This window comes from Thalassospira sp. MBR-102, assembly GCF_040549275.1.
Classification (GTDB): domain Bacteria; phylum Pseudomonadota; class Alphaproteobacteria; order Rhodospirillales; family Thalassospiraceae; genus Thalassospira; species Thalassospira xiamenensis.
On the sequence record NZ_JBEPTC010000013.1, the window covers coordinates 26,295 to 45,585 of the forward strand.

The 19,291-nt window shown below is 56.8% G+C and carries 16 protein-coding genes; 2 read left to right on the plus strand and 14 right to left on the minus strand.

What is annotated here, in order from left to right; genetic code table 11:
• Positions 1-247: 247 nt before the first annotated feature.
• From folP to ABIE64_RS18765, 14 genes are all read right to left on the minus strand, one after another.
• Entirely contained in the window at positions 248-1,363 is a 1,116-nt protein-coding gene (folP, locus tag ABIE64_RS18700; protein WP_007092128.1) for a dihydropteroate synthase, read from the minus strand.
• A 13-nt stretch (positions 1,364-1,376) separates the two neighbouring features.
• The gene (ftsH, locus tag ABIE64_RS18705; RefSeq protein ID WP_007092129.1) at positions 1,377-3,320 is read right to left on the minus strand and encodes an ATP-dependent zinc metalloprotease FtsH; all 1,944 of its coding nucleotides are present in this window, start codon (positions 3,318-3,320) and stop codon (positions 1,377-1,379) included.
• Between the two features lie 86 nt (positions 3,321-3,406).
• Positions 3,407-4,879, minus strand: coding sequence for a tRNA lysidine(34) synthetase TilS (gene tilS / locus ABIE64_RS18710; RefSeq protein WP_354378229.1), 1,473 nt, complete (start codon positions 4,877-4,879; stop codon positions 3,407-3,409).
• Positions 4,880-4,889: 10 nt separating this feature from the next.
• The gene (ybgF, locus tag ABIE64_RS18715) at positions 4,890-6,020 is read right to left on the minus strand and encodes a tol-pal system protein YbgF (RefSeq protein WP_354378230.1); all 1,131 of its coding nucleotides are present in this window, start codon (positions 6,018-6,020) and stop codon (positions 4,890-4,892) included.
• Positions 6,021-6,168: 148 nt separating this feature from the next.
• The gene (gene pal, locus ABIE64_RS18720; protein WP_007092132.1) at positions 6,169-6,666 is read right to left on the minus strand and encodes a peptidoglycan-associated lipoprotein Pal; all 498 of its coding nucleotides are present in this window, start codon (positions 6,664-6,666) and stop codon (positions 6,169-6,171) included.
• Positions 6,667-6,795: 129 nt separating this feature from the next.
• Complete coding sequence (gene tolB / locus ABIE64_RS18725) at positions 6,796-8,166, minus strand: Tol-Pal system beta propeller repeat protein TolB (protein WP_007092133.1); 1,371 nt, start codon at positions 8,164-8,166, stop codon at positions 6,796-6,798.
• 49 nt (positions 8,167-8,215) lie between these two features.
• Positions 8,216-9,208 carry a cell envelope integrity protein TolA gene (tolA, locus tag ABIE64_RS18730; protein ID WP_354378231.1) on the minus strand — a complete coding sequence of 331 codons (993 nt, stop codon included), beginning with the start codon at positions 9,206-9,208 and terminating at the stop codon, positions 8,216-8,218.
• A 6-nt stretch (positions 9,209-9,214) separates the two neighbouring features.
• Positions 9,215-9,670, minus strand: a complete 456-nt coding sequence (gene tolR, locus ABIE64_RS18735) for a protein TolR (RefSeq protein ID WP_354378232.1) — start codon at positions 9,668-9,670, stop codon at positions 9,215-9,217.
• A 1-nt stretch (position 9,671) separates the two neighbouring features.
• A complete protein-coding gene (gene tolQ, locus ABIE64_RS18740) occupies positions 9,672-10,403 on the minus strand; it encodes a protein TolQ (RefSeq protein WP_007092136.1) in 732 nt (243 codons plus the stop codon).
• A 7-nt stretch (positions 10,404-10,410) separates the two neighbouring features.
• Positions 10,411-10,872, minus strand: coding sequence for a YbgC/FadM family acyl-CoA thioesterase (locus ABIE64_RS18745; RefSeq protein ID WP_354378233.1), 462 nt, complete (start codon positions 10,870-10,872; stop codon positions 10,411-10,413).
• Positions 10,869-11,945: a Holliday junction branch migration DNA helicase RuvB gene (ruvB, locus tag ABIE64_RS18750; protein ID WP_007092138.1), complete on the minus strand. Its 1,077-nt coding sequence runs from the start codon at positions 11,943-11,945 to the stop codon at positions 10,869-10,871. Before ruvB ends, ABIE64_RS18745 begins: the two co-directional genes overlap by 4 nt.
• Entirely contained in the window at positions 11,942-12,640 is a 699-nt protein-coding gene (ruvA, locus tag ABIE64_RS18755; RefSeq protein ID WP_114095310.1) for a Holliday junction branch migration protein RuvA, read from the minus strand. The genes ruvB and ruvA overlap by 4 nt, the downstream gene beginning before the upstream one ends.
• Entirely contained in the window at positions 12,637-13,155 is a 519-nt protein-coding gene (gene ruvC, locus ABIE64_RS18760; RefSeq protein ID WP_037987931.1) for a crossover junction endodeoxyribonuclease RuvC, read from the minus strand. Before ruvC ends, ruvA begins: the two co-directional genes overlap by 4 nt.
• 79 nt (positions 13,156-13,234) lie before the next feature.
• Positions 13,235-13,981, minus strand: a complete 747-nt coding sequence (locus tag ABIE64_RS18765; RefSeq protein WP_007092141.1) for a YebC/PmpR family DNA-binding transcriptional regulator — start codon at positions 13,979-13,981, stop codon at positions 13,235-13,237.
• 558 nt (positions 13,982-14,539) lie between these two features.
• Between ABIE64_RS18765 and ABIE64_RS18770 the strand changes: the two genes are divergently transcribed.
• Entirely contained in the window at positions 14,540-16,645 is a 2,106-nt protein-coding gene (locus tag ABIE64_RS18770) for a methyl-accepting chemotaxis protein (RefSeq protein ID WP_354378234.1), read from the plus strand.
• 363 nt (positions 16,646-17,008) lie between these two features.
• Complete coding sequence (locus ABIE64_RS18775) at positions 17,009-19,228, plus strand: methyl-accepting chemotaxis protein (protein ID WP_354378235.1); 2,220 nt, start codon at positions 17,009-17,011, stop codon at positions 19,226-19,228.
• The last annotated feature ends 63 nt before the right edge of the window (positions 19,229-19,291 follow it).

Below are 19,291 nucleotides of genomic sequence, written 5' to 3' on the forward strand. Positions count from 1 at the left end.
CTGTTTGCACGAAACCAACCATTTGCGCGATCTTCCTGATCGCAATTCTCTTTATCTTTAATGGTATGTGGCGATTGGGTAAAATCCGCAAGCCCCAAGCACGATCTGTCAGAAATTGCCAGATTCACCGGACCAAAAAAAGACCCGCAATTCTGGCACTCGAAAATGCACCAGAACGGCGGGCCTTTTATAATTCGTTGTTCAAACCGGTCAACCTATACATCCATAGATTGCAGGCCAAAAACAGCTATACCATCGATGTCGCAGTCGCGACCGAAATCGACTGAACCGTGTCATGAACATCATGCACCCGGATCATCTGAACACCGTGCCGCCATCCATTGACCGCCGATGCAATCGATCCGCCCAGCCGCTCCTTGGGGGATGCTGCCGGATCAATCTTGCCGATAAATGATTTGCGCGACGTGCCCAGCAACACCGGGCAACCCAACCCATGAAAAATCGCCAGACGCGATAACAGTTCCAGATTGTGCGACAGCGACTTGCCAAAACCGATGCCCGGATCAACACAGATACGATCGCGCGCAATCCCGGCCCGTTCGCAACTTTCGATCCGGTCCAGCAGATAGTCATACACATCCAGAACCGCACAATCGTATTGCGGGTTTTCCTGCATCGTGCCCGGTTCGCCCTGCATATGCATCAGCATCACGGGCCTGCCCGATGCCACGGCGACTTCCATCGACCGTTCATCGCCTTCAAGCCCGGTCACGTCATTGATGATCGCCGCACCGGCCTCAATCGCGGCTTCCATCACGCTTGCATGGCGGGTATCGATGGAAACGCAATGGCCGTCTTCGGCCAGGGCCCGGATCACCGGAACAACGCGGGCGATCTCGTCGGCTTCGGACACGGCTTCCGCCCCCGGCCGGGTCGACTCCCCGCCGATATCAAGGATGGATGCCCCCTGTGCCGCCAGGGCGCGCGCGCGCGCAATCGCCTGATCGGTGCTGTTGTAATCGCCGCCATCCGAAAAACTGTCCGGCGTGACATTGATAATGCCCATCACATGGCAGGACGCCATATCAAGCCCGGCAAAATCGGCGCGTTTGGTTGTCAGACGGTTCAGGACATCATTGATTTCATCCACCCGGCCGGAATTCTGGACCCAGCCTTCAAGGGCCAGCAACGGCAGGATCATGCTTTCGGCACCGCCGCCGTCGCGACGGCGGATGATTTCAAGGGCGGAAAAGCCGCGGCGCGATCCGGCAAGTGGTAACGTATTGGGATCATCGGCATGGTCGATGAAACCGGTAGGTGCGTAATATAACGGTCCGTCAAAATCAGCGAAGCCCCGCACATCGGCGGGGCTTCGCAGGACCGATCCTTCGATCTTGTCCATCAGTCTCTTTCAGTTAGCTGCCCGGCTGTGGCTCCGGGGACAAATCCCCGCCACCTTCACCCGGGTTTTCCTTGCGCGCACCACCGGTGGTCGGAACCGTCGAACGGCGTCCGCCGCCCGCGTCCTTGCCACCACCATTGGAATGGCCCGCACGGTTGATTTCCTCGCCGCGCAGAAGCGCATCGATTTCCTTGCCCGACAGGGTTTCGTATTCCAGAAGCCCCTTGGCAAGAACATGCAGATCGTCAAGATGCTCGGTCAGAACCCGCTTGGCGAAAACATAAGCCTCGTCAGAATAACGACGGACTTCCTCATCGATCAGCTGGGCTGTTTTTTCCGAAACATTCTTGTGCTGGGCAACGCTGTGACCCAGGAACACTTCTTCCTGATTATCCACATATTTGACATTGCCAAGCTTGTCCGAAAAGCCCCATTCGGTGACCATCTTGCGCGCATACTGCGTCACCATATTGATGTCCGAAGATGCACCCGTGGTGACCTTGTCCTTGCCAAAGATGATTTCCTCGGCAACGCGGCCACCCATGGCAACCGCCAGGTCGGAAATCAGCTGTTCGTAGGATTTGGAAACCTGATCGCGTTCCGGCAGGCGCATCACCATACCCAGCGCACGACCGCGCGGAATGATGGTTGCCTTGTGGATCGGATCGGATGCCGGGGTATGCAGCGCGACAAGCGCATGGCCACCTTCGTGATAAGCCGTCAGCTTCTTCTCGTCGTCGGTCATGATCATGGAACGGCGTTCCGCCCCCATCATCACCTTGTCCTTGGCGTTTTCAAAATCGGCCATAGTGACGACACGCTTGCCAAGACGGGCGGCAAGAAGCGCTGCCTCGTTGACAAGGTTTGCCAGATCCGCACCCGAGAAGCCCGGCGTGCCACGCGCAACCGTGCGCAGGTCAACATCCGGCCCCAGCGGAACCTTGCGGGCGTGAACACCAAGAATACGTTCACGACCTTCAAGATCGGGGTTCGGCACAACAACCTGACGGTCAAAACGACCGGGGCGCAGCAATGCCGGGTCCAGAACATCCGGACGGTTGGTTGCGGCCACAAGGATAACGCCCTCGTTGGCCTCAAAACCGTCCATCTCGACCAGAAGCTGGTTCAGGGTCTGTTCGCGTTCATCGTTTCCGCCGCCAAGACCAGCACCACGATGGCGGCCAACGGCGTCGATTTCATCGATGAAGATGATGCACGGGGCGTTCTTTTTGCCCTGTTCGAACATGTCACGCACACGCGATGCGCCGACACCAACAAACATTTCCACGAAATCGGAACCCGAAATCGTAAAGAACGGCACATTGGCTTCACCGGCAATCGCACGTGCCAGAAGCGTCTTACCCGTACCCGGAGGTCCGACAAGAAGCATGCCTTTGGGGATTTTACCGCCAAGGCGCTGGAATTTCTGCGGATCGCGCAGGAAGTCGACGACTTCTTCAAGCTCGCCCTTGGCTTCCTCTATCCCGGCCACGTCTTCAAAGGTCACCCGACCGGATTTCTCGGTCAGCATCTTGGCCTTTGATTTGCCAAAGCCCATGGCCTTGCCGCCGCCGCCCTGCATCTGACGCATGAAGAAAATCCACACACCAATAATCAGCAGCATCGGGAACCAGCTGATCAGCGCGCTCATAAGCGGCGACAGGCTTTCTTCCGGCTGGGCAATAATACGAACGCCCTTGTCGTTCAGACGTTCGACAAGGCTCGGATAATCAGGGGTATAAACACTAACGGTCCGGTTATCGCGGGTTTGCGCTGTAAGAGTGTTGCCCTGGATCGTAACTTCTGAAATCTGGCCGCTGTCAACTTCGGCCAGGAAGTCCGAAAACGCCAGCGTTGACTGGCCGCTCCGTCCTGATGGCGACTGAAACAGGTTAAACAAAGCCACCAAAAGGATGGCTATGATAACCCACAGTGCGAGATTTTTTCCCATATTCATTCCAAGCTACTGATCGCAATTTGTGTTCGCCATGACGCGCAATCGCCCTGCGCACGGCCTGACCATCAGATAATGATAAGGTACCTTTACGCAAGTAGGACGTCGGGTTTCGGCGACGATTTAAACCCACTTTCCCACAAAGGTGTCGGGGGTGCAAACCGCCATCGCATGCCGATTGCGTTTTCTACCCCCATCGGGGCCGTGCGGCAACCGGCGGCGGATAATACGTCGGAAATGCCTGAAACCTCAAGCCCGCCAACGGAAAGCAGAACTTCTTTATCATAAAGTGCGGGTATGGATGCAAGGGCCGCGCGCGGTAAATGATCCACAAATGGCGCGATTTTGCCAATGGCGGTCCGAAAGGCACGCGTGTGAAACGCATCACAAGCCGACAGCGGCGCAATCACAAACCGCCCCAAATCACTGTAATCCGCGGTTACCCCCGCGCCATGATCTGCGAAAAACAGCTCGAACCGATTGTCCCAACGCTGCCCGAAACCATCGCGCATCCAATCGGCGTTGATGCGAACCGGATGGGCATCCACGCGCCCGATCTCTCTATAAACCAGCAAAATGCCTCCCCGGCGATGCAACACGCATCCGCCCAGACTGACCCGCGCATCTTCCTTCTCGTTGATTTGCAGCAGGGCCGCCGTCAACGCGCCCAGTGCCGGCATATAATTTTCCCCGCCAACCACCCGGACAATATGCCCAAGGGCATAGCGTGCGGTTACTTCATCACCGCCAACATCCCGCCATTTCGAATAATCGATACGTGCAATACCGCAATTTGTAATCTGCACTGCCGATGCCAGAAGATCGGCAATCCGGTATTCCGCGGTCTGGCGTGCATCGGCACCGCTTTGAACCATCTCTTTTTTCGGGCCGTCCATCATCGGGTTGTGTCTGATGCGCACGCGCTCAAAACGGACATTGCGGTTGGACGGGTCTTCGATCCAGTCCTGCTGGCGGGTCCGAAGCGTTGCAATCAGATCAACCTTGGCCACGGGCAGCAAAGGCCGCAACACTCTTGCATTGCGCAGATAACGCCGCGCCGCCATCCCGGCCCGGCCGATCACGCCACTCTCGCGCTGTTGCCGCATCACAAGCGTTTCATGCTGATCATCGCGATGATGGGCGACCAAAAGGTGCAGGATGCCCATTTCCCCCAACGCGCGGTCCAGCAGGTCATAGCGGGCCTTGCGCGCCGCTTCCTGAATACCACTTTGCGGTTTGGCCCCGTCCCAGCGCAAAATACGATGATCAATGCCATGTTTTCGAAGCTGCTCCCCAACCCGGATCGCTTCTTCTGCCGCCTCCGCACGCAGGCCGTGATCAACCGTGATGGCGGTCAATTCGCCGCCCTTTGACCCGCACCATTCATGCGCCAGTAACGCCAACGCCATGCTGTCCGCGCCACCCGAAACCGCCACGGCAATTTTCGGCCGATCTTCAAACGGGCCAAAAACATTCATCAGGCGCGAAAAGACAACGGCGTCCAATGGGGTTCCATCGGACGCCGGATCGGGATTGATCATATTTTCCGGTTGGTCTGCCATCAGACTGCGATCAGGAACAGCCGCGGTTCTTGCGTTCCTGACGGGCACGGTCAAGCACGACCGCCGACGCATTCGGGAAGTTTGAAATCAGATGGCCAAACGTCGTGCAGGCATCGTCCTTCTTGCCCAGATTGCCAAGCGACATGCCAAGTTTAAGCAGGTTATCGGCTGCCTTGCTGCTATCGGGATAGGTCTGGAAACCTTCGGTAAACGCGACAGCCGCCTGATCATACTGTTCGCGAACATAAAACGTTTCGCCAAGCCAGTATTGCGCATTCCCGGCCAATGCATTGTCCGGATGGCTTTTGACAAACGCGGCAAGGGCGGTTTCCGCCGCCGCAAAGTTCTGTTTGCGCAAAAGATCAAAAGCATAACGATACTGTTCTTCCGGTGTCCCGGCCGGAAGGGCACCACCGCCACCAGATGCGGCCGCGGCAGGTGCCTGCCTACCTGCCCCTGTATTGGATGGGCCGGACGGAACAGAGGGCGGCGAACCTTCATTCTCGATCACACCGAACAATTGGGTACCACGGTCATCAACCCGTTGCCCCGTACCGGCGGTATTTGGCTGGGCATTCGATGCGCTCGCACCGTTTGCCGCCGCTCCGGCCGCCGCCGACGGGGCAACAGCACCGGTCTGCGTGCCACCGGCATTGGCGCCGCCTTCAAGTTGACCAAGGCGGAAATCAACATCGGAAACCAGACGATCAAGGCGATCTTCAATCTTGCGAATGCGGAAGTCGAATTCTTCGATCTGGCCGGTAAGCTGGGTCACCGCGCGTTCGATCTCGTTGATCTGAACCTGCTGGCGCGCCGCAGCCGGACTTCCATCACTTGAACCACCATCGGCAACACCACCCGAAGGAACACCCTCGCGGTAGACATAACGCTGCAACAGATCAAGATCCTTGCGCAACTGTTCGACCTGACGGGTCATGTTGGATTCTTGCGCCCGTACCGGTGCACCGCCAGGAACAGTCATCCCCAGCAGGGCCGCGACGGCAAACACCGACAGATAGCCGACCGGGCGACGGCGCAGCGCCCCCTGTTTTCCCCCAACGGTTGGTGAATGCGCCGCTGCGGAAATCTGGTACGGCAGGGCGTCATTGCGATAACCGGTTTTCGGGCCAACTCGGATCATTTTCGGGTCCTTCGTCGTAATTTCGAACATCACATTCCTGATATCATCAAGGAATGTCTAATGTTGCAACATTTTCAGGCGGCAAAAATAAGGCGCCTGTCCCTTTCGGAACAGGCGCCTTGAAATTCAGGCTTTCACCTGCACGCGCTTAACGGATAACCGAAACAGAGCGGCGGTTTTTAGCCCAGCTTTCTTCGTCGTGGCCAAGCGCGACCGGACGTTCTTTACCATAAGAAATGGTTTCGACACGTGACGGATCGATGCCAAGCGCAACGAGGTAATCTTTCACGGAGTTCGCGCGACGCTCACCCAGTGCAAGGTTGTATTCACGGGTACCGCGTTCGTCGGCATGGCCTTCGACAACCACTTTGTACTGCGGGTATTTTTTCAGCCAGGCAGACTGAAGTTCCAGCGTACGGCGTGCTTCGCCCGACAGGTCATATTTGTCGAAGCCAAAGAATACGCGATCACCAACATTAACCGCGAACCATTCCGGGCTGCTTTCCGAAAGCGTGCTCGAAGTGGAAGACGGCTGATTGGTGGTCGAAACACCTTCGCCAGCAGAAGTTGCCGAGCTGTCAGGTGCGGTTTCACAGGCAGCCAGAAGTGCGGCAGCAGCAAAAACACTCAGAATCCGAAGTTTCATTTAAGTTTTCCCCTTAACACCGGACGCATTCGCCCGATTGTGGTGTTTTCCATGTCTCGCGACACCGAAAATGCCCGCGATTAATGCGAATCGCATTCAGTGCTTCGCGATGACTATACTCTTGAGATATCAGGGAATCAAGGGTGACCATGCCGGATCCGATCCATCCGCCGGTGTCACGATCTCGCGCTCGTTAAAACCGGTCAAATCGATCGAATACAGACGATAGCGATCCTTGGTCCCGTCCCTGGACGGGTGCTGGCGGTGATACATCAACACTCTTCCGTTCGGTGCCCATGTCGGGCCTTCGACAAGGAAGCCCTCGGCCAAAAGCCGCTCTCCACTGCCATCTGGACGCATGACACCGATATAGAACCGACCTCCTTGTGACTTGGTGAATGCGATCAGGTCACCGCGTGGCGACCAGACCGGTGTGGCATAAAGACCACCACCGAAACTGATGCGCTGGACACCGCTTCCATCCGCATTCATCACGTAAAGTTGCTGTGATCCGCTACGGTCCGAGTTGAACGTAATGCGCGAACCATCAGGAGAATATGACGGCGATGTATCAACTGCAGGATGCCGCGTCAACTGGCGTTTTTCGCGCGTACGCAGATCCAGCTGGTAGATTTCACTATTGCCGTCCAAAGCCTGGGACATCACCACGGAATTGCCGTCTGGGGCAAAACGCGGGGCAAAGGTCATGCCCGGGAAATCGCCAAGCAATTCAAGCTCGCCGGTATCGATATCCAGAACATAGACACGTGGTTTATCGTTGAAGTACGACATATAAACCACTTCCTGGGCCGTCGGAGAAAAACGCGGGTTCAGAACAAGAAACTTGCCGTCCGACAGGAAACGGTGGTTCGCACCGTCCTGATCCATGATGGCCAGCCGCTTGACGCGTTTATCGCCCGGGCCCGATTCGGAGACATAAACGATACGGGTATCGAAATAACCCGATTCCCCGGTAATGCGTTTATAGATCTCGTCGGCAATCTTGTGTGCGATACGCCGCCAGTTGTTCGGCTGGGTGCGATAGGCCACCCCTGCCATCTGGTTTTCAGCCAGAACATCCCAAAGGCGGAATTCGACACGCAGAAGCCCGTTCGGTTCGGTAACAACCCGGCCATTGACGAGTGCCTGCGCATTGATCGCGCGCCACTCGGCAAAGTTCGGATTGACCGCCAGCGAACTGGCACTCTGGATAAAGGCTTTTTCGTCAATTGGCGCAAACAGACCCGATCGCGCCAGATCGGCACTGATCACCGACGTGATGTTCTGACCGACTTCGGTTTCCGAAACACCTTCACCCGGGAAACGGGTAACGGCAATCGGCATCGGTTTGACTTCACCCCGGGTGATGTCGATACGGAGTTCGGCATGCGCCGGTGCCGAGGGTACAACGGCCAGGCCAGCGACAACGGCAAGGGCACACAGTCCGGCCAGACTGCGTGTAACCCAATCTCGTTTTGATGCGTTGGTCTTGATGGTCATCCTGCCTCGCTATTTTCCACGCGTTTTGAGGGACTTATGATTTTATTCATTACAGGCCCAGCATTTCACGCATGTCAAAATTGAACGTGAATGTGCGCCACATTTCGTATTTATCCAGCGGCAGTTTTAGAGGACTGCATTGCGGATTTAGCACAGCTCGAAGAGCACTTTCTGCAATCGTACGGCGTGAAGGATCACCACCAATCTCGCCAGAGTTGCTAATTCGTGCCTGCCGGACGGTGCCGTCCGGATTGGCACTGACATGTATTTCGACCGCAAAGTTCCCGGCTTCCTTGGCTCCGGCCGGTGGGCTCCAGCAGCGTTCGATCTGTCTTTTGACGGCGTCAAGCTCGCTCATAGTCAAACGCGCGTCCAGACGGGTCGCAACCACCTCGCTTGCATTGTCTTCGGGCGTATCTTCCGGTGTATCCTGTGGTGTCGGCTGTGCGCTCGGTTCGGTTTTGCGCACATCCTTCAGAATATCGGCAAGTGTCCGCTTCGGCTCCGGGTCGGGCTGCTTCTTCGGCTCGGGCTTCGGTTCCGGCTTTGGCTCTGGCTTTTTGGCCTCAACCGGCTTTGGTTTCGGCTTTTCCGGGGTCGGGGTCGGTTCCTTCTTCACTTCCGGCTTCGGAACGGGTTTGGGTTCCGGTTTCGGCTGTGGTTTGGGCTCGACCTTCGGTTCCGGTTTCGGCTGTGGTTTGGGCTCGACCTTCGGCTCCGGTTTCGGCTCAGGCTTCGGTTCCGGTTTGGGCTCTGGCTTTGGCGCAGGCTTGGGTTCCGGTTTCGGGGTCGGTTTGGGTTCCGGCTTCGGAACCGGCTTTGGCTCTGGCTTTGCAACCGGTTTCGGTTTCGGCTTTTCTTCGGCTTTCGGCTTTGGCAGCGCCTTGGTCGGAGCAGCCGAGAATTCATCGACTGTCACCACCTCGACCGAAATCGATTGCAGTTCCAGCGGCGTTTCCTCGAACAGTTCCGGCAAGCCTAACCAGGCAATCAGAAAGATCACCAGGTGGGCTGCCAGAGAAATCAGAACACTGCGAAACATGTCGGTTTACTTGCCCTTTGCGGGCAGCTCCGCGATCAGCGCAACCTTGCTAAACCCGGCCTCGCTGATCAGGCCCATGACTTCCATCACACGGCCGTAATCAATTGTCCGGTCACCGCGCACGAAAATACGGGTATCGCGTTTATTCTCGGTAATGGCCGAAAGCTTTTCGACCAGCGTGTCCTGGGCGACTTCACTGTCCATGATATAAAGGGTGCCATCCCCCGTGACCGACACGACAAGCGGTTCGTCCTGACCGGTCATCGGCGCGGCCGATGTTTCCGGCAGGTCCACTTCGACACCGACCGTCATCAAAGGTGCCGCCACCATGAAAATCACCAGCAGAACAAGCATCACGTCAACCATCGGGGTGACGTTGATGTCGCTCATGGCGCGGCGGCGGTTGCTGCGGCGACCGCGGCGGCGTCCTCCGCCGGATCCGGATGCGAGTTGAGCGCCCATATCAGTCTCTCGCGTCGTCAAGCTGGCGTGACAGGATCGACGTGAACTCGTCAACAAACGCTTCAAGGCGGTTGCCATAACGGTTCAGGTCACTGGAAATCTTGTTATAGGCCACCACCGCCGGAATTGCCGCGACAAGGCCCATCGCCGTTGCAAGCAGTGCCTCGGCAATCCCCGGTGCGACAACCGCAAGCGACGTGTTTTTCGACGCCGCAATCGCCTGGAAGGAAACCATGATCCCCCAGACCGTCCCGAACAGGCCGACAAACGGTGCGGTCGAGCCAACAGACGCAAGGAAGGTCATATAACGTTCAACCCGGTCCATTTCACGGCCCAGCGTGATTTCCATCGACCGTTCCAGGCGCTGCTGAAGGCGGGCGCGCATTGTTTCGCCCTTGACCCCGCGCGCGTTCGAACGACGCCATTCGCGCATGGCCGAAACGAAAATCGCCGACATCGGATCGCGCGGCTGATCAGCAATTCGGTCATACAGGTCTTCAAGCGATCCGCCCGACCAGAAGGCTTCTTCAAATGTGTTTGCCTGGGCGCGCAATTTGCGCAACCGGATCAGCTTTTCAATGACAATTGCCCAGACCCAAACCGATGCCAGCATCAGCCCGATCATCACCGTTTTGACGACAATCCCGGCCTGCATGAACAGCCCCCACATGGACATGTCATGGGCCATGACCGACTGCCCCAGCGTTACCGCGTCGACCACCTGATTTTCCATATTCTCTTCAGTCCTCGTTCACATCCAGATAGGTTGCGTAAGCCGTTCTCAATTCATCGGGCATCCGTTGCGCCCGTAACTCTTGCAGCGACACGCAGGCGAGATATATCTCGATAACCACGAGCACCTCGCCGTCCCGCATGATCTTCTGTTCGAATCCCAGCGACGCGCCCCCCAGTTTGATCAGGCGAGTATCCACAATCAGCCTGTCTTCCAACCGGGCCGCCCGACGAAAATCGAGCGTACAGTGTCGAACGGCTATGGCAACTTTGTGGCGCTCTGCAAGGCTACTATTGCTAACGCCCAACAGGTTAAGCATCGCTGAACGCGCCCGCTCGGCAAAGGCGAGATAGTTGGCGTGATATACAATTCCACCTGCGTCGGTATCCTCGTAAAACACCATTAACGGGAAAATATGCCGCTTGCCCTCGATATGACCGAGCAGGCTGTTTTCGCGCTTATCCGTCATTCCTCTGTCCCGTCTGCGGCCTTGGTCGCGCGCTGATCAAACAGGTCCGCCAACGGCACACCATTGCCTTCGCGCGGTGGCACCAGCCCAAGATGTTTGTATCCCTTGATGCCCAGCATACGGCCCCGCGGGGTGCGCTGTATCAATCCCTGCTGCAACAGATACGGCTCGATCACGTCTTCAATCGTGTCACGTTCTTCCGACAAGGCGGCTGCCAGCGTATCGACACCAACCGGCCCGCCGCCGTAATTCCCGGCAATACAGTTCAGATAACGCCGGTCCTGGCTATCAAGGCCAAGGTTATCGACCTCAAGCCGTGTTAGCGCCGCATCGGCGATGAATTTATCAACGGGCGATTTTCCGGCAACCACCGCAAAATCACGCACCCGGCGCAACAATCGCCCGGCAATACGTGGTGTTCCCCGTGACCGGCGGGCAATTTCCATCGCCCCTTCACGCGTCATATCGAAACTCAGCAACCGCGCACCGCGCGCCACGATCTCGACCAGCTCTTCGGGCTCATAGAATCGCAACCGCAACGGAATACCAAACCGGTCACGAAGCGGCGTCGTCAGAAGCCCCGACCGTGTCGTTGCCCCGACAAGCGTAAAGGGCGGCAGATCAATCCGCACCGAACGTGCAGCCGGTCCCTCGCCGATGATCAGATCAAGCTGGAAATCTTCCATCGCCGGATACAGAATTTCCTCGACCGCCGGGTTCAGGCGATGGATTTCATCAATAAACAGAACGTCGCGCGGCTGAAGATTGGTCAGAAGGGCAGCAAGATCACCGGCCTTGGCAATCACCGGGCCGGACGTCGCCCGAAAACCGACGCCAAGCTCGCTGGCAACAATCTGCGACAGTGTCGTTTTCCCCAAGCCCGGAGGCCCGAAAAACAGCACATGATCCATGGCCTCTTCGCGGCCTCGCGCGGCCTGAATGAACACATCAAGATTTTCGCGCACTTCCTTCTGGCCGGTAAAATCGTCCAGCCGACGCGGACGCAAAGAGCCGTCCTGATAATCCTCTTCGCGGCGTTCCCCGCTAAGCAAACGGTCTTCTTCCTCGCTCACGCGCTAAGCTCCTTCAATCCCAGACGGATCAGGGTATCAAGTGTCTTGTCCTCACCGGCCTGCTGGGCGGCCTTGCCAACCGCGCCAAATGCCTCGGACCGGCCATAGCCCAGATTGACCAGCGCTGAAACCGCATCGGCCAGAACCGCGCCATCATCGACAACCGGCGCGGCATCGCCTGTGTCTATACTCACATCAGCAAGCGGTTTGGCCGATTTTGCAGATTTTTTTGACGAAGTTGCGGCGGGCGGTGCCACAGGTGCCGCCGGGGCCGCAACCGGACCAAGGTTAAGGCGCGACGCCTTGTCTTTAAGCTCACCCACAACACGCGTCGCCACCTTCGGGCCAATCCCCGGCGCCCGGCAAAGGGCCGTGGTATCCTGCGCGGCAATCGCACGCAAAAGATCGGTCGGGCTTAAAACCGACAAAAGGGCCAGCGCAACCTTGGCCCCAACCCCCTGAACCGTCGTCAAAAGGGCAAACCACTGCTTTTCGGCGTTATCGGCAAAACCATAAAGATGAATGTGATCTTCGCGGACATGGGTTTCGATCATCAAGCCCGCCTCGCCGCCTTTTGGCGGCAGCATGGTCAATGTTCTGCGCGATGCAAAAACAAGGTATCCGACCCCGTTCACATCGATGATGACACTGTCCTCGCCAATGAAATCGACAATTCCGCGAAGTTTTGCGATCACCTGTATTTTCTCCCCGGTCCGGCTGTTATCCCCGCAAGCGCGCGGGTTCCGGCATGTTGTGCATGACAAATCGCAACCGCCAGTGCATCGGCCGCATCTGCGCCATGGATCTGACATCCCGGCAGCAGGGTGGATACCATCATTTCAACCTGCTGCTTGGCCGCATGACCCGCACCCACCACCGTCTTTTTGACGGCATTGGGTGTATATTCCGTTACCGGAATGCCACAACGTGCCGGCGCAAGCAGCGCAACACCGCGCGCCTGCCCCAGTTTAAGCGTCGAAACAGGGTTTTTGTTAACGAAGGTTTCCTCGACCGCGGCCTCATCGGGCGTCCAGGCCGCAATCACGTCCATAAGCCCGCTATGAAGCTGATCAAGCCGTTCCGCCAGCGATAGCGACTGTGTCGAGGTCACGACACCATTGGCAACATGACGCATCCGGTTGTCTGTAAGGTCGATCACCCCCCAGCCCGTGCGTTGAAGACCGGGATCGATACCTAGAACCCTGACCACGTCGCCTCACCTTATTATCATAAGCAAAATAAAATACGCCCGTCATTCAAAAGGGAATGACGGGCGTAAGCAAGCGTAATCAGTTATCAAGCGCAGCAGCGATCTCGTCGGTCCAGTTAACGTTGGTCCAGACATTCTGGACATCATCGTTATCTTCAAGCGCATCAACAAGCTTCATGATGCTCTGTGCCTGATCGATGCTGATGTCGGCTTCGGTCACCGCGCGGAAGACAAGCTTCGCACTTTCCGGGTCCCCGAACTTCTCGGTCAGCGCTTCACGCACATTGTTAAGCTCTTCGATCTCGGTTTCGATGACGTGGCTCTCATCATCCGATTCCACGTTTGCAGCCCCCGCTTCAAGGGCGGCCTCAAACATTTCATCCGCACCGGCCTTGTCGGCCGGATAAACGATTTCGCCAAGACGGTTGAACATGAAGCCGACCGAACCGGTTTCACCAAGGTTGCCACCGCTTTTGGCGAATGCGGCACGCACTTCGGATGCGGTACGGTTGCGGTTATCCGTAAGCGCCTCGACGATCACGGCAACACCGGCCGTCCCGTAACCCTCGTAACGGACCTCTTCATAATTGTCGCCCTCGCCTGCACCGGTCGCCTTTTTAATCGCGCGATCAATGTTGTCTTTGGGCATGTTCTGAACACGCGCGGCGGCAATCGCTGCACGCAGACGCGGGTTGCTGTTGATATCATCACTGATTTTCGCCGAAACCGTGATTTCACGGGCGAGTTTGGTGAAGATTTTGGCGCGCTTTTTATCCTGCGCGCCTTTGCGGTGCATGATGTTCTTAAATTGGGAATGGCCGGCCATAACCTGAAACCTGTATTCTTTTCGTGTTGTCGATCAGTGCAAATCGGGCACCGGCCGGTAACTGCGGGATCTTCCCGGGCAGACCGGTCTCGCGATGATTGCGCGCCAGTCCGGCGGACCGAACCGGACCGGACAAACTGACAGGCAGAAATTTCGACCGCTCCTATATCCTGTTTGCGCTTCAAGGTCCAGCTATCCGTCATCTGCCCGCATTCATCAACCGGCGCGCACCGAAACCGCGGGCGCATCACCTCTGATTTATACAACTTATGGATTTAACCGTGATTTTTTGTCGCAGAACTGCTTACGCCTTGCAGTTCTGTGAATAATATTTCAATAATGTCCCTTAATAAGAAAAAATAACTCTAAAGTATAACTCTTCGGGGGTTACGAACTGGGCGACGAAAAGAACAAAACACCCGTTGCCTGATCCAAGAAACCCGGACGGACACAGAAGCCGCTCGGGGAAAACAGCACAAGAAGGTAGGACAGAATGGGAATTAAGTTCGGGGTCCAAAGCAAACTTCTGATATCGTTTGCATTGGTCGGATTGATGCGGTGGTTTCTGCCGTTGTGGGTGCCGTGTCTTTCAACAAGTTCGGCGAAGCTCTGACCACCATTACAGAAGAAAAACTGCCGCCGATCGCTGCGGCACAGCAACTGGCGACCGAAAGCGCGGAAATCGTCGCGATTGCGCCGCGCATCGTCGCATCCAATTCCACAGATGAAGAACTGGCCATCAAGGAAGAACTTGATTTCCGCCTGCTGGAACTGGTCAACAAGATCAACGAAATCGAAGCCACCGGCTTCATGCCTGACGTGATTGCCACGATCAATGACAACCGCATTCAGTTGCAGGACACCCTTGGTCAGTTGCATACCGTCACCCAGGAACGTTTTGCCATTTCGACCGAAAAGGCCGAAAAACTAAGCGAGTTCCAGGACCTTGCAAAACGCTATGGCGATACGCTGAAACCGGTTCTGTCCTATACCCAGAATGACATCGCGCAGGGCAACGCCTATGCGCAGTCATTAAAAGACGATCCGTCCGCCAAATACACGGCAAGCACCGAAGAAGTCATTGAAAACTTCATCAAGATGAACGAGGCCATCAGCGCACGTTCACCGGTTCTGGAAATCGAACGTCTTGGTTCGTCTGCTGCCAACATGATCATCGCGTCAACCACCGAAACACAGGCCGTGCGTCTGTCGATCATTCCGGTGCGTATTCGCGGTACATATTCCGATGCGCTGGCCGCCCTTGATTCCATCGGGAACGAGCGCCTGAAGAACTTCTATGTCGAACTGATCGACAAGATGCAGAAGCTATCGGTCGGGGATGACAGCCTGCCGGAGCTTCGCAAGCGCGAACTTGCCGCCGCCGAGGAAAGCCAGCGTCTGGTCATCCAGAGCGGTGAATACGCCAACGCAATGCGCAGCGGCGTTTCCGAACTGGTCGCCGCCCTGAACTCCGAAGTCAATGACGCCGCCACACAGGCAAAAGTCGTCGAAAAACAGAGCCTGACGGCACTGGCCGTTGTCGCCATCGCCGCCATCCTGATCTCGCTGATCATTTATGTGGTCTATGTCCGTGGCAACCTTCTGCGTCGTCTGGCTGGTCTGCAAACCACCATGGTCACACTGGCCGATGGCAATCTTGATATCGACGTCCCGGTCAAGGGCAATGACGAAATCACCGCCATGGGCCGCGCGGTCGAGGTGTTCAAGGACAACGCCCTTAAGGTGCGCGAACTTCAGGCCGAAGAAGAACGCCTGAACCGTGAACGCAACGAAGCACTCCGCGATGAACTGCTTGGCCTTGCCGATACCCTGCAAAACGAAGTCGAAAGTGCGGTCGGTGAAATCGCCGCCCTCGCCGAACAGCTTCAGGGTGTGTCGGGCCAGATGAGCCAGAGTGCCGAACTGGTTTCCGGCCAGACCGAAGATGTCGCATCTTCGGCCCAGGAAGCCACCGGCAACGTCGAAACCGTTGCTGCCGCCACCGAACAGCTTTCGGCCTCAAACGCGGAAATCAACCGCCAGATGGCGGAATCGACCCGCATTTCCAACAATGCCGCCGACCGCGCACAGGAAACCAACCAGCTGGTGGTCAGCCTGTCGCAATCGGCAAACCGCATCGGCGAGGTCATTGCACTGATCACCGATATTGCCGAACAGACCAACCTGCTGGCCCTTAACGCCACCATCGAAGCGGCCCGTGCCGGCGATGCGGGCAAGGGCTTTGCGGTTGTCGCCGCCGAGGTCAAAAACCTCGCCAACCAGACCGAAAAGGCGACGGAGGAAATTGCCGGTCAGATTTCCGGCATCCAGAAGGCGACCGGGGAATCCGTTACCGCCATCGAGGATATCGGTCGCATCATCGAAAACATCAACGAAATTGCCACAACCATTTCGGCCGCGGTCGAAGAACAGGGTGCGGCAACCGACGAGATCACGCGTAATGTGCGCAGTGCGGCTGATCGCACCCGCACCGTTTCGTCCTCGATCAATGATGTGGCAAGTGAAACCGGCAAAACCGGCGAACTTTCCGGTCAGGTTCTGGCAACGGCACAGACCGCATCCGAAAAGGTCGAAAATCTGCGTTCGCGGATCAACGGCATCCTCGAGGATCTCCGTCAGCAGGCACGTGATCGCGCCTCCTGATCTGCCGAAATCTGCCAAACCTTCTTCTGTGCAAGGCCCGCCACCCGGCGGGCCTTTTCTATTGGTCAGAATGGCCACAAGCTTTTGTACAAAGGACTTATCCAGATGGACAGGACTGCCACATTAGAGAAACATTTGGGTTATTCTGCACCGGCGCGTGTGCTATAGAAATTTTCAACATAAGAAAAACAAGAACTTCCGCCTTCAATTGTCGCGCATCCTTATCGTTCCTAACCGATATCGCGGGACTCCCCGAATGCGGAAACCACAGGAAGGTTTCATCCAGGAAAATCAAACAGACGCGTGTTACCGGCATGACAGATGCCGGTGCGCTGCTTATGCGTAATCGGGGTTAGGTGAGTAATGGGAAAGACTATCAAATCTGATGATCGCCAGAAGCCGGTCAACAAGACCGCAAAAGGCTTCGGCGTTCAGGGGAAACTGGCGGCATCATTTGCACTTGTCGGCCTGATGGCCGTCGTGGCGGCCACCGTCGCCGTCATATCCTTCGACAAGTTCGGCTCCGAACTTGCGGACATCACGCATTCGAAACTGCCGCCGATGTTTTCGGCACAACAACTCGCGACCGACAGCGCAAAGATCGTGGCCATCGCGCCGCGGATCATCGCATCGAAAACCCCCGACGAAGAACAGGCTGTCAAAGCAGAACTTGATACGCTGCTGGCCGGGCTTGACGAAAATGTCGCGCAATTGCGCGAAACAAATCTTCAAGCCGAAATCCTCGATGGTATTGATACCAACAGTGCCAATCTGCGCGACGCGCTGGAAAATCTGCATGCAATGACCCTGAACCGGTTTGCCATCGCCGATGACATTGCCGGAAAACTGAACAAGTTTCAGCAGCTAAGCGGGCGTTACAGCAGCATGATCACCCCGCTCCTGTCTTTCACCCAGACAACCATTGCCGGGATCAATGCCTCCGTCGAAGATCTGCGCAAATCAGGCGATCCCCTGCCCTACGAAGATCAGGTCCGCACAACCAAACTGCTTTACGACCTCGACGATGCCGTTGCATCGCGCGGACCGGTTCTTGAACTCAGCCGGATGGGCAGCGACATCGTCAACACGATCCTGACATCAAGCTCGCTCGACGACCCGACCCGGCTTTCGGTCATCAGCGTGCAGGTCCGCGGCAGCTTCACATCGCTGCAAAAATTGATCGAAGGTCTCGACAACGAAAAACTCAAAAAGTTCTACTCCAACATCGTCAGTGACATGCTTGAACTCTCTATTGGCGATGGCAGTCTTCCTGACTTGCGGATCAAGTATCTTGAAGCCGCCGCAACCCAGCAGCAGATCGTCGATCAAAGCACCCAATACGCCGCCGACATGGAAAACAGCGTCAAGGCACTGGTCGAAAGCCTGCAATCGGATGTCGACGCGGCCGCCGGATCGGCCCAGACCCTGAATGCGCAAAGCTCGCAGATCATGTATGGCGTTGCCGGTGCGGCCATCCTGATCTCGCTGATCATTTATGTGGTCTATGTGCGTGGCAACCTTCTGCGTCGTCTGGCTGGTCTGCAAACCACCATGGTCACACTGGCCGATGGCAATCTTGATATCGACGTCCCGGTCAAGGGCAATGACGAAATCACCGCCATGGGCCGCGCGGTCGAGGTGTTCAAGGACAACGCCCTTAAGGTGCGCGAACTTCAGGCCGAAGAAGAACGCCTGAACCGTGAACGCAACGAAGCACTCCGCGATGAACTGCTTGGCCTTGCCGATACCCTGCAAAACGAAGTCGAAAGTGCGGTCGGTGAAATCGCCGCCCTCGCCGAACAGCTTCAGGGTGTGTCGGGTCAAATGAGCCAGAGCGCCGAACTGGTTTCCGGCCAGACCGAAGATGTCGCATCTTCGGCCCAGGAAGCCACCGGCAACGTCGAAACCGTTGCCGCCGCCACCGAACAGCTTTCGGCCTCGAACGCGGAAATCAACCGCCAGATGGCGGAATCGACCCGCATTTCCAACAATGCCGCCGACCGCGCACAGGAAACCAACCAGCTGGTGGTCAGCCTGTCGCAATCGGCAAACCGCATCGGTGAGGTCATCGCACTGATCACCGACATCGCCGAACAGACCAACCTGCTGGCCCTTAACGCCACCATCGAAGCGGCCCGTGCTGGCGATGCGGGCAAGGGCTTTGCGGTTGTCGCCGCCGAGGTCAAAAACCTCGCCAACCAGACCGAAAAGGCGACCGAGGAAATTGCCGGTCAGATTTCCGGCATCCAGAAGGCGACCGGGGAATCCGTTACCGCCATCGAGGATATCGGTCGCATCATCGAAAACATCAACGAGATTGCCACCACCATTTCGGCCGCGGTTGAAGAACAGGGTGCGGCAACCGACGAGATCACGCGTAACGTCCGCAGTGCAGCCGACCGCACCCGAACCGTTTCGTCCTCGATCAATGATGTGGCAAGTGAAACCGGCAAAACCGGCCAGCTGTCGGGCGAAGTTCTGAGCACCGCACAGGATGCCTCGCACAAGGTCGAAGCCTTGCGTGCGCGCATCAACGGCATCCTCGAAGACCTTCGCGAGCAGGCCCGCAGTCGCGCAGCCTGATCACAACCCACTGTCTTTATTGTGCTGAAAGGCCCGTCATTCGGCGGGCCTTTTAATTTGCGG

Bases quoted from the DNA above. Each gene is read 5' to 3' on its own strand.
- folP (WP_007092128.1), bottom strand. From the start codon at position 1,363: ATGGACAAGATCGAAGGATCGGTCCTGCGAAGCCCCGCCGATGTGCGG.
- ftsH (WP_007092129.1), bottom strand. From the start codon at position 3,320: ATGAATATGGGAAAAAATCTCGCACTGTGGGTTATCATAGCCATCCTT.
- tilS (WP_354378229.1), bottom strand. From the start codon at position 4,879: ATGGCAGACCAACCGGAAAATATGATCAATCCCGATCCGGCGTCCGAT.
- ybgF (WP_354378230.1), bottom strand. From the start codon at position 6,020: ATGATCCGAGTTGGCCCGAAAACCGGTTATCGCAATGACGCCCTGCCG.
- pal (WP_007092132.1), bottom strand. From the start codon at position 6,666: ATGAAACTTCGGATTCTGAGTGTTTTTGCTGCTGCCGCACTTCTGGCT.
- tolB (WP_007092133.1), bottom strand. From the start codon at position 8,166: ATGACCATCAAGACCAACGCATCAAAACGAGATTGGGTTACACGCAGT.
- tolA (WP_354378231.1), bottom strand. From the start codon at position 9,208: ATGTTTCGCAGTGTTCTGATTTCTCTGGCAGCCCACCTGGTGATCTTT.
- tolR (WP_354378232.1), bottom strand. From the start codon at position 9,670: ATGGGCGCTCAACTCGCATCCGGATCCGGCGGAGGACGCCGCCGCGGT.
- tolQ (WP_007092136.1), bottom strand. From the start codon at position 10,403: ATGGAAAATCAGGTGGTCGACGCGGTAACGCTGGGGCAGTCGGTCATG.
- ABIE64_RS18745 (WP_354378233.1), bottom strand. From the start codon at position 10,872: ATGACGGATAAGCGCGAAAACAGCCTGCTCGGTCATATCGAGGGCAAG.
- ABIE64_RS18765 (WP_007092141.1), bottom strand. From the start codon at position 13,981: ATGGCCGGCCATTCCCAATTTAAGAACATCATGCACCGCAAAGGCGCG.
- ABIE64_RS18775 (WP_354378235.1), top strand. From the start codon at position 17,009: ATGGGAAAGACTATCAAATCTGATGATCGCCAGAAGCCGGTCAACAAG.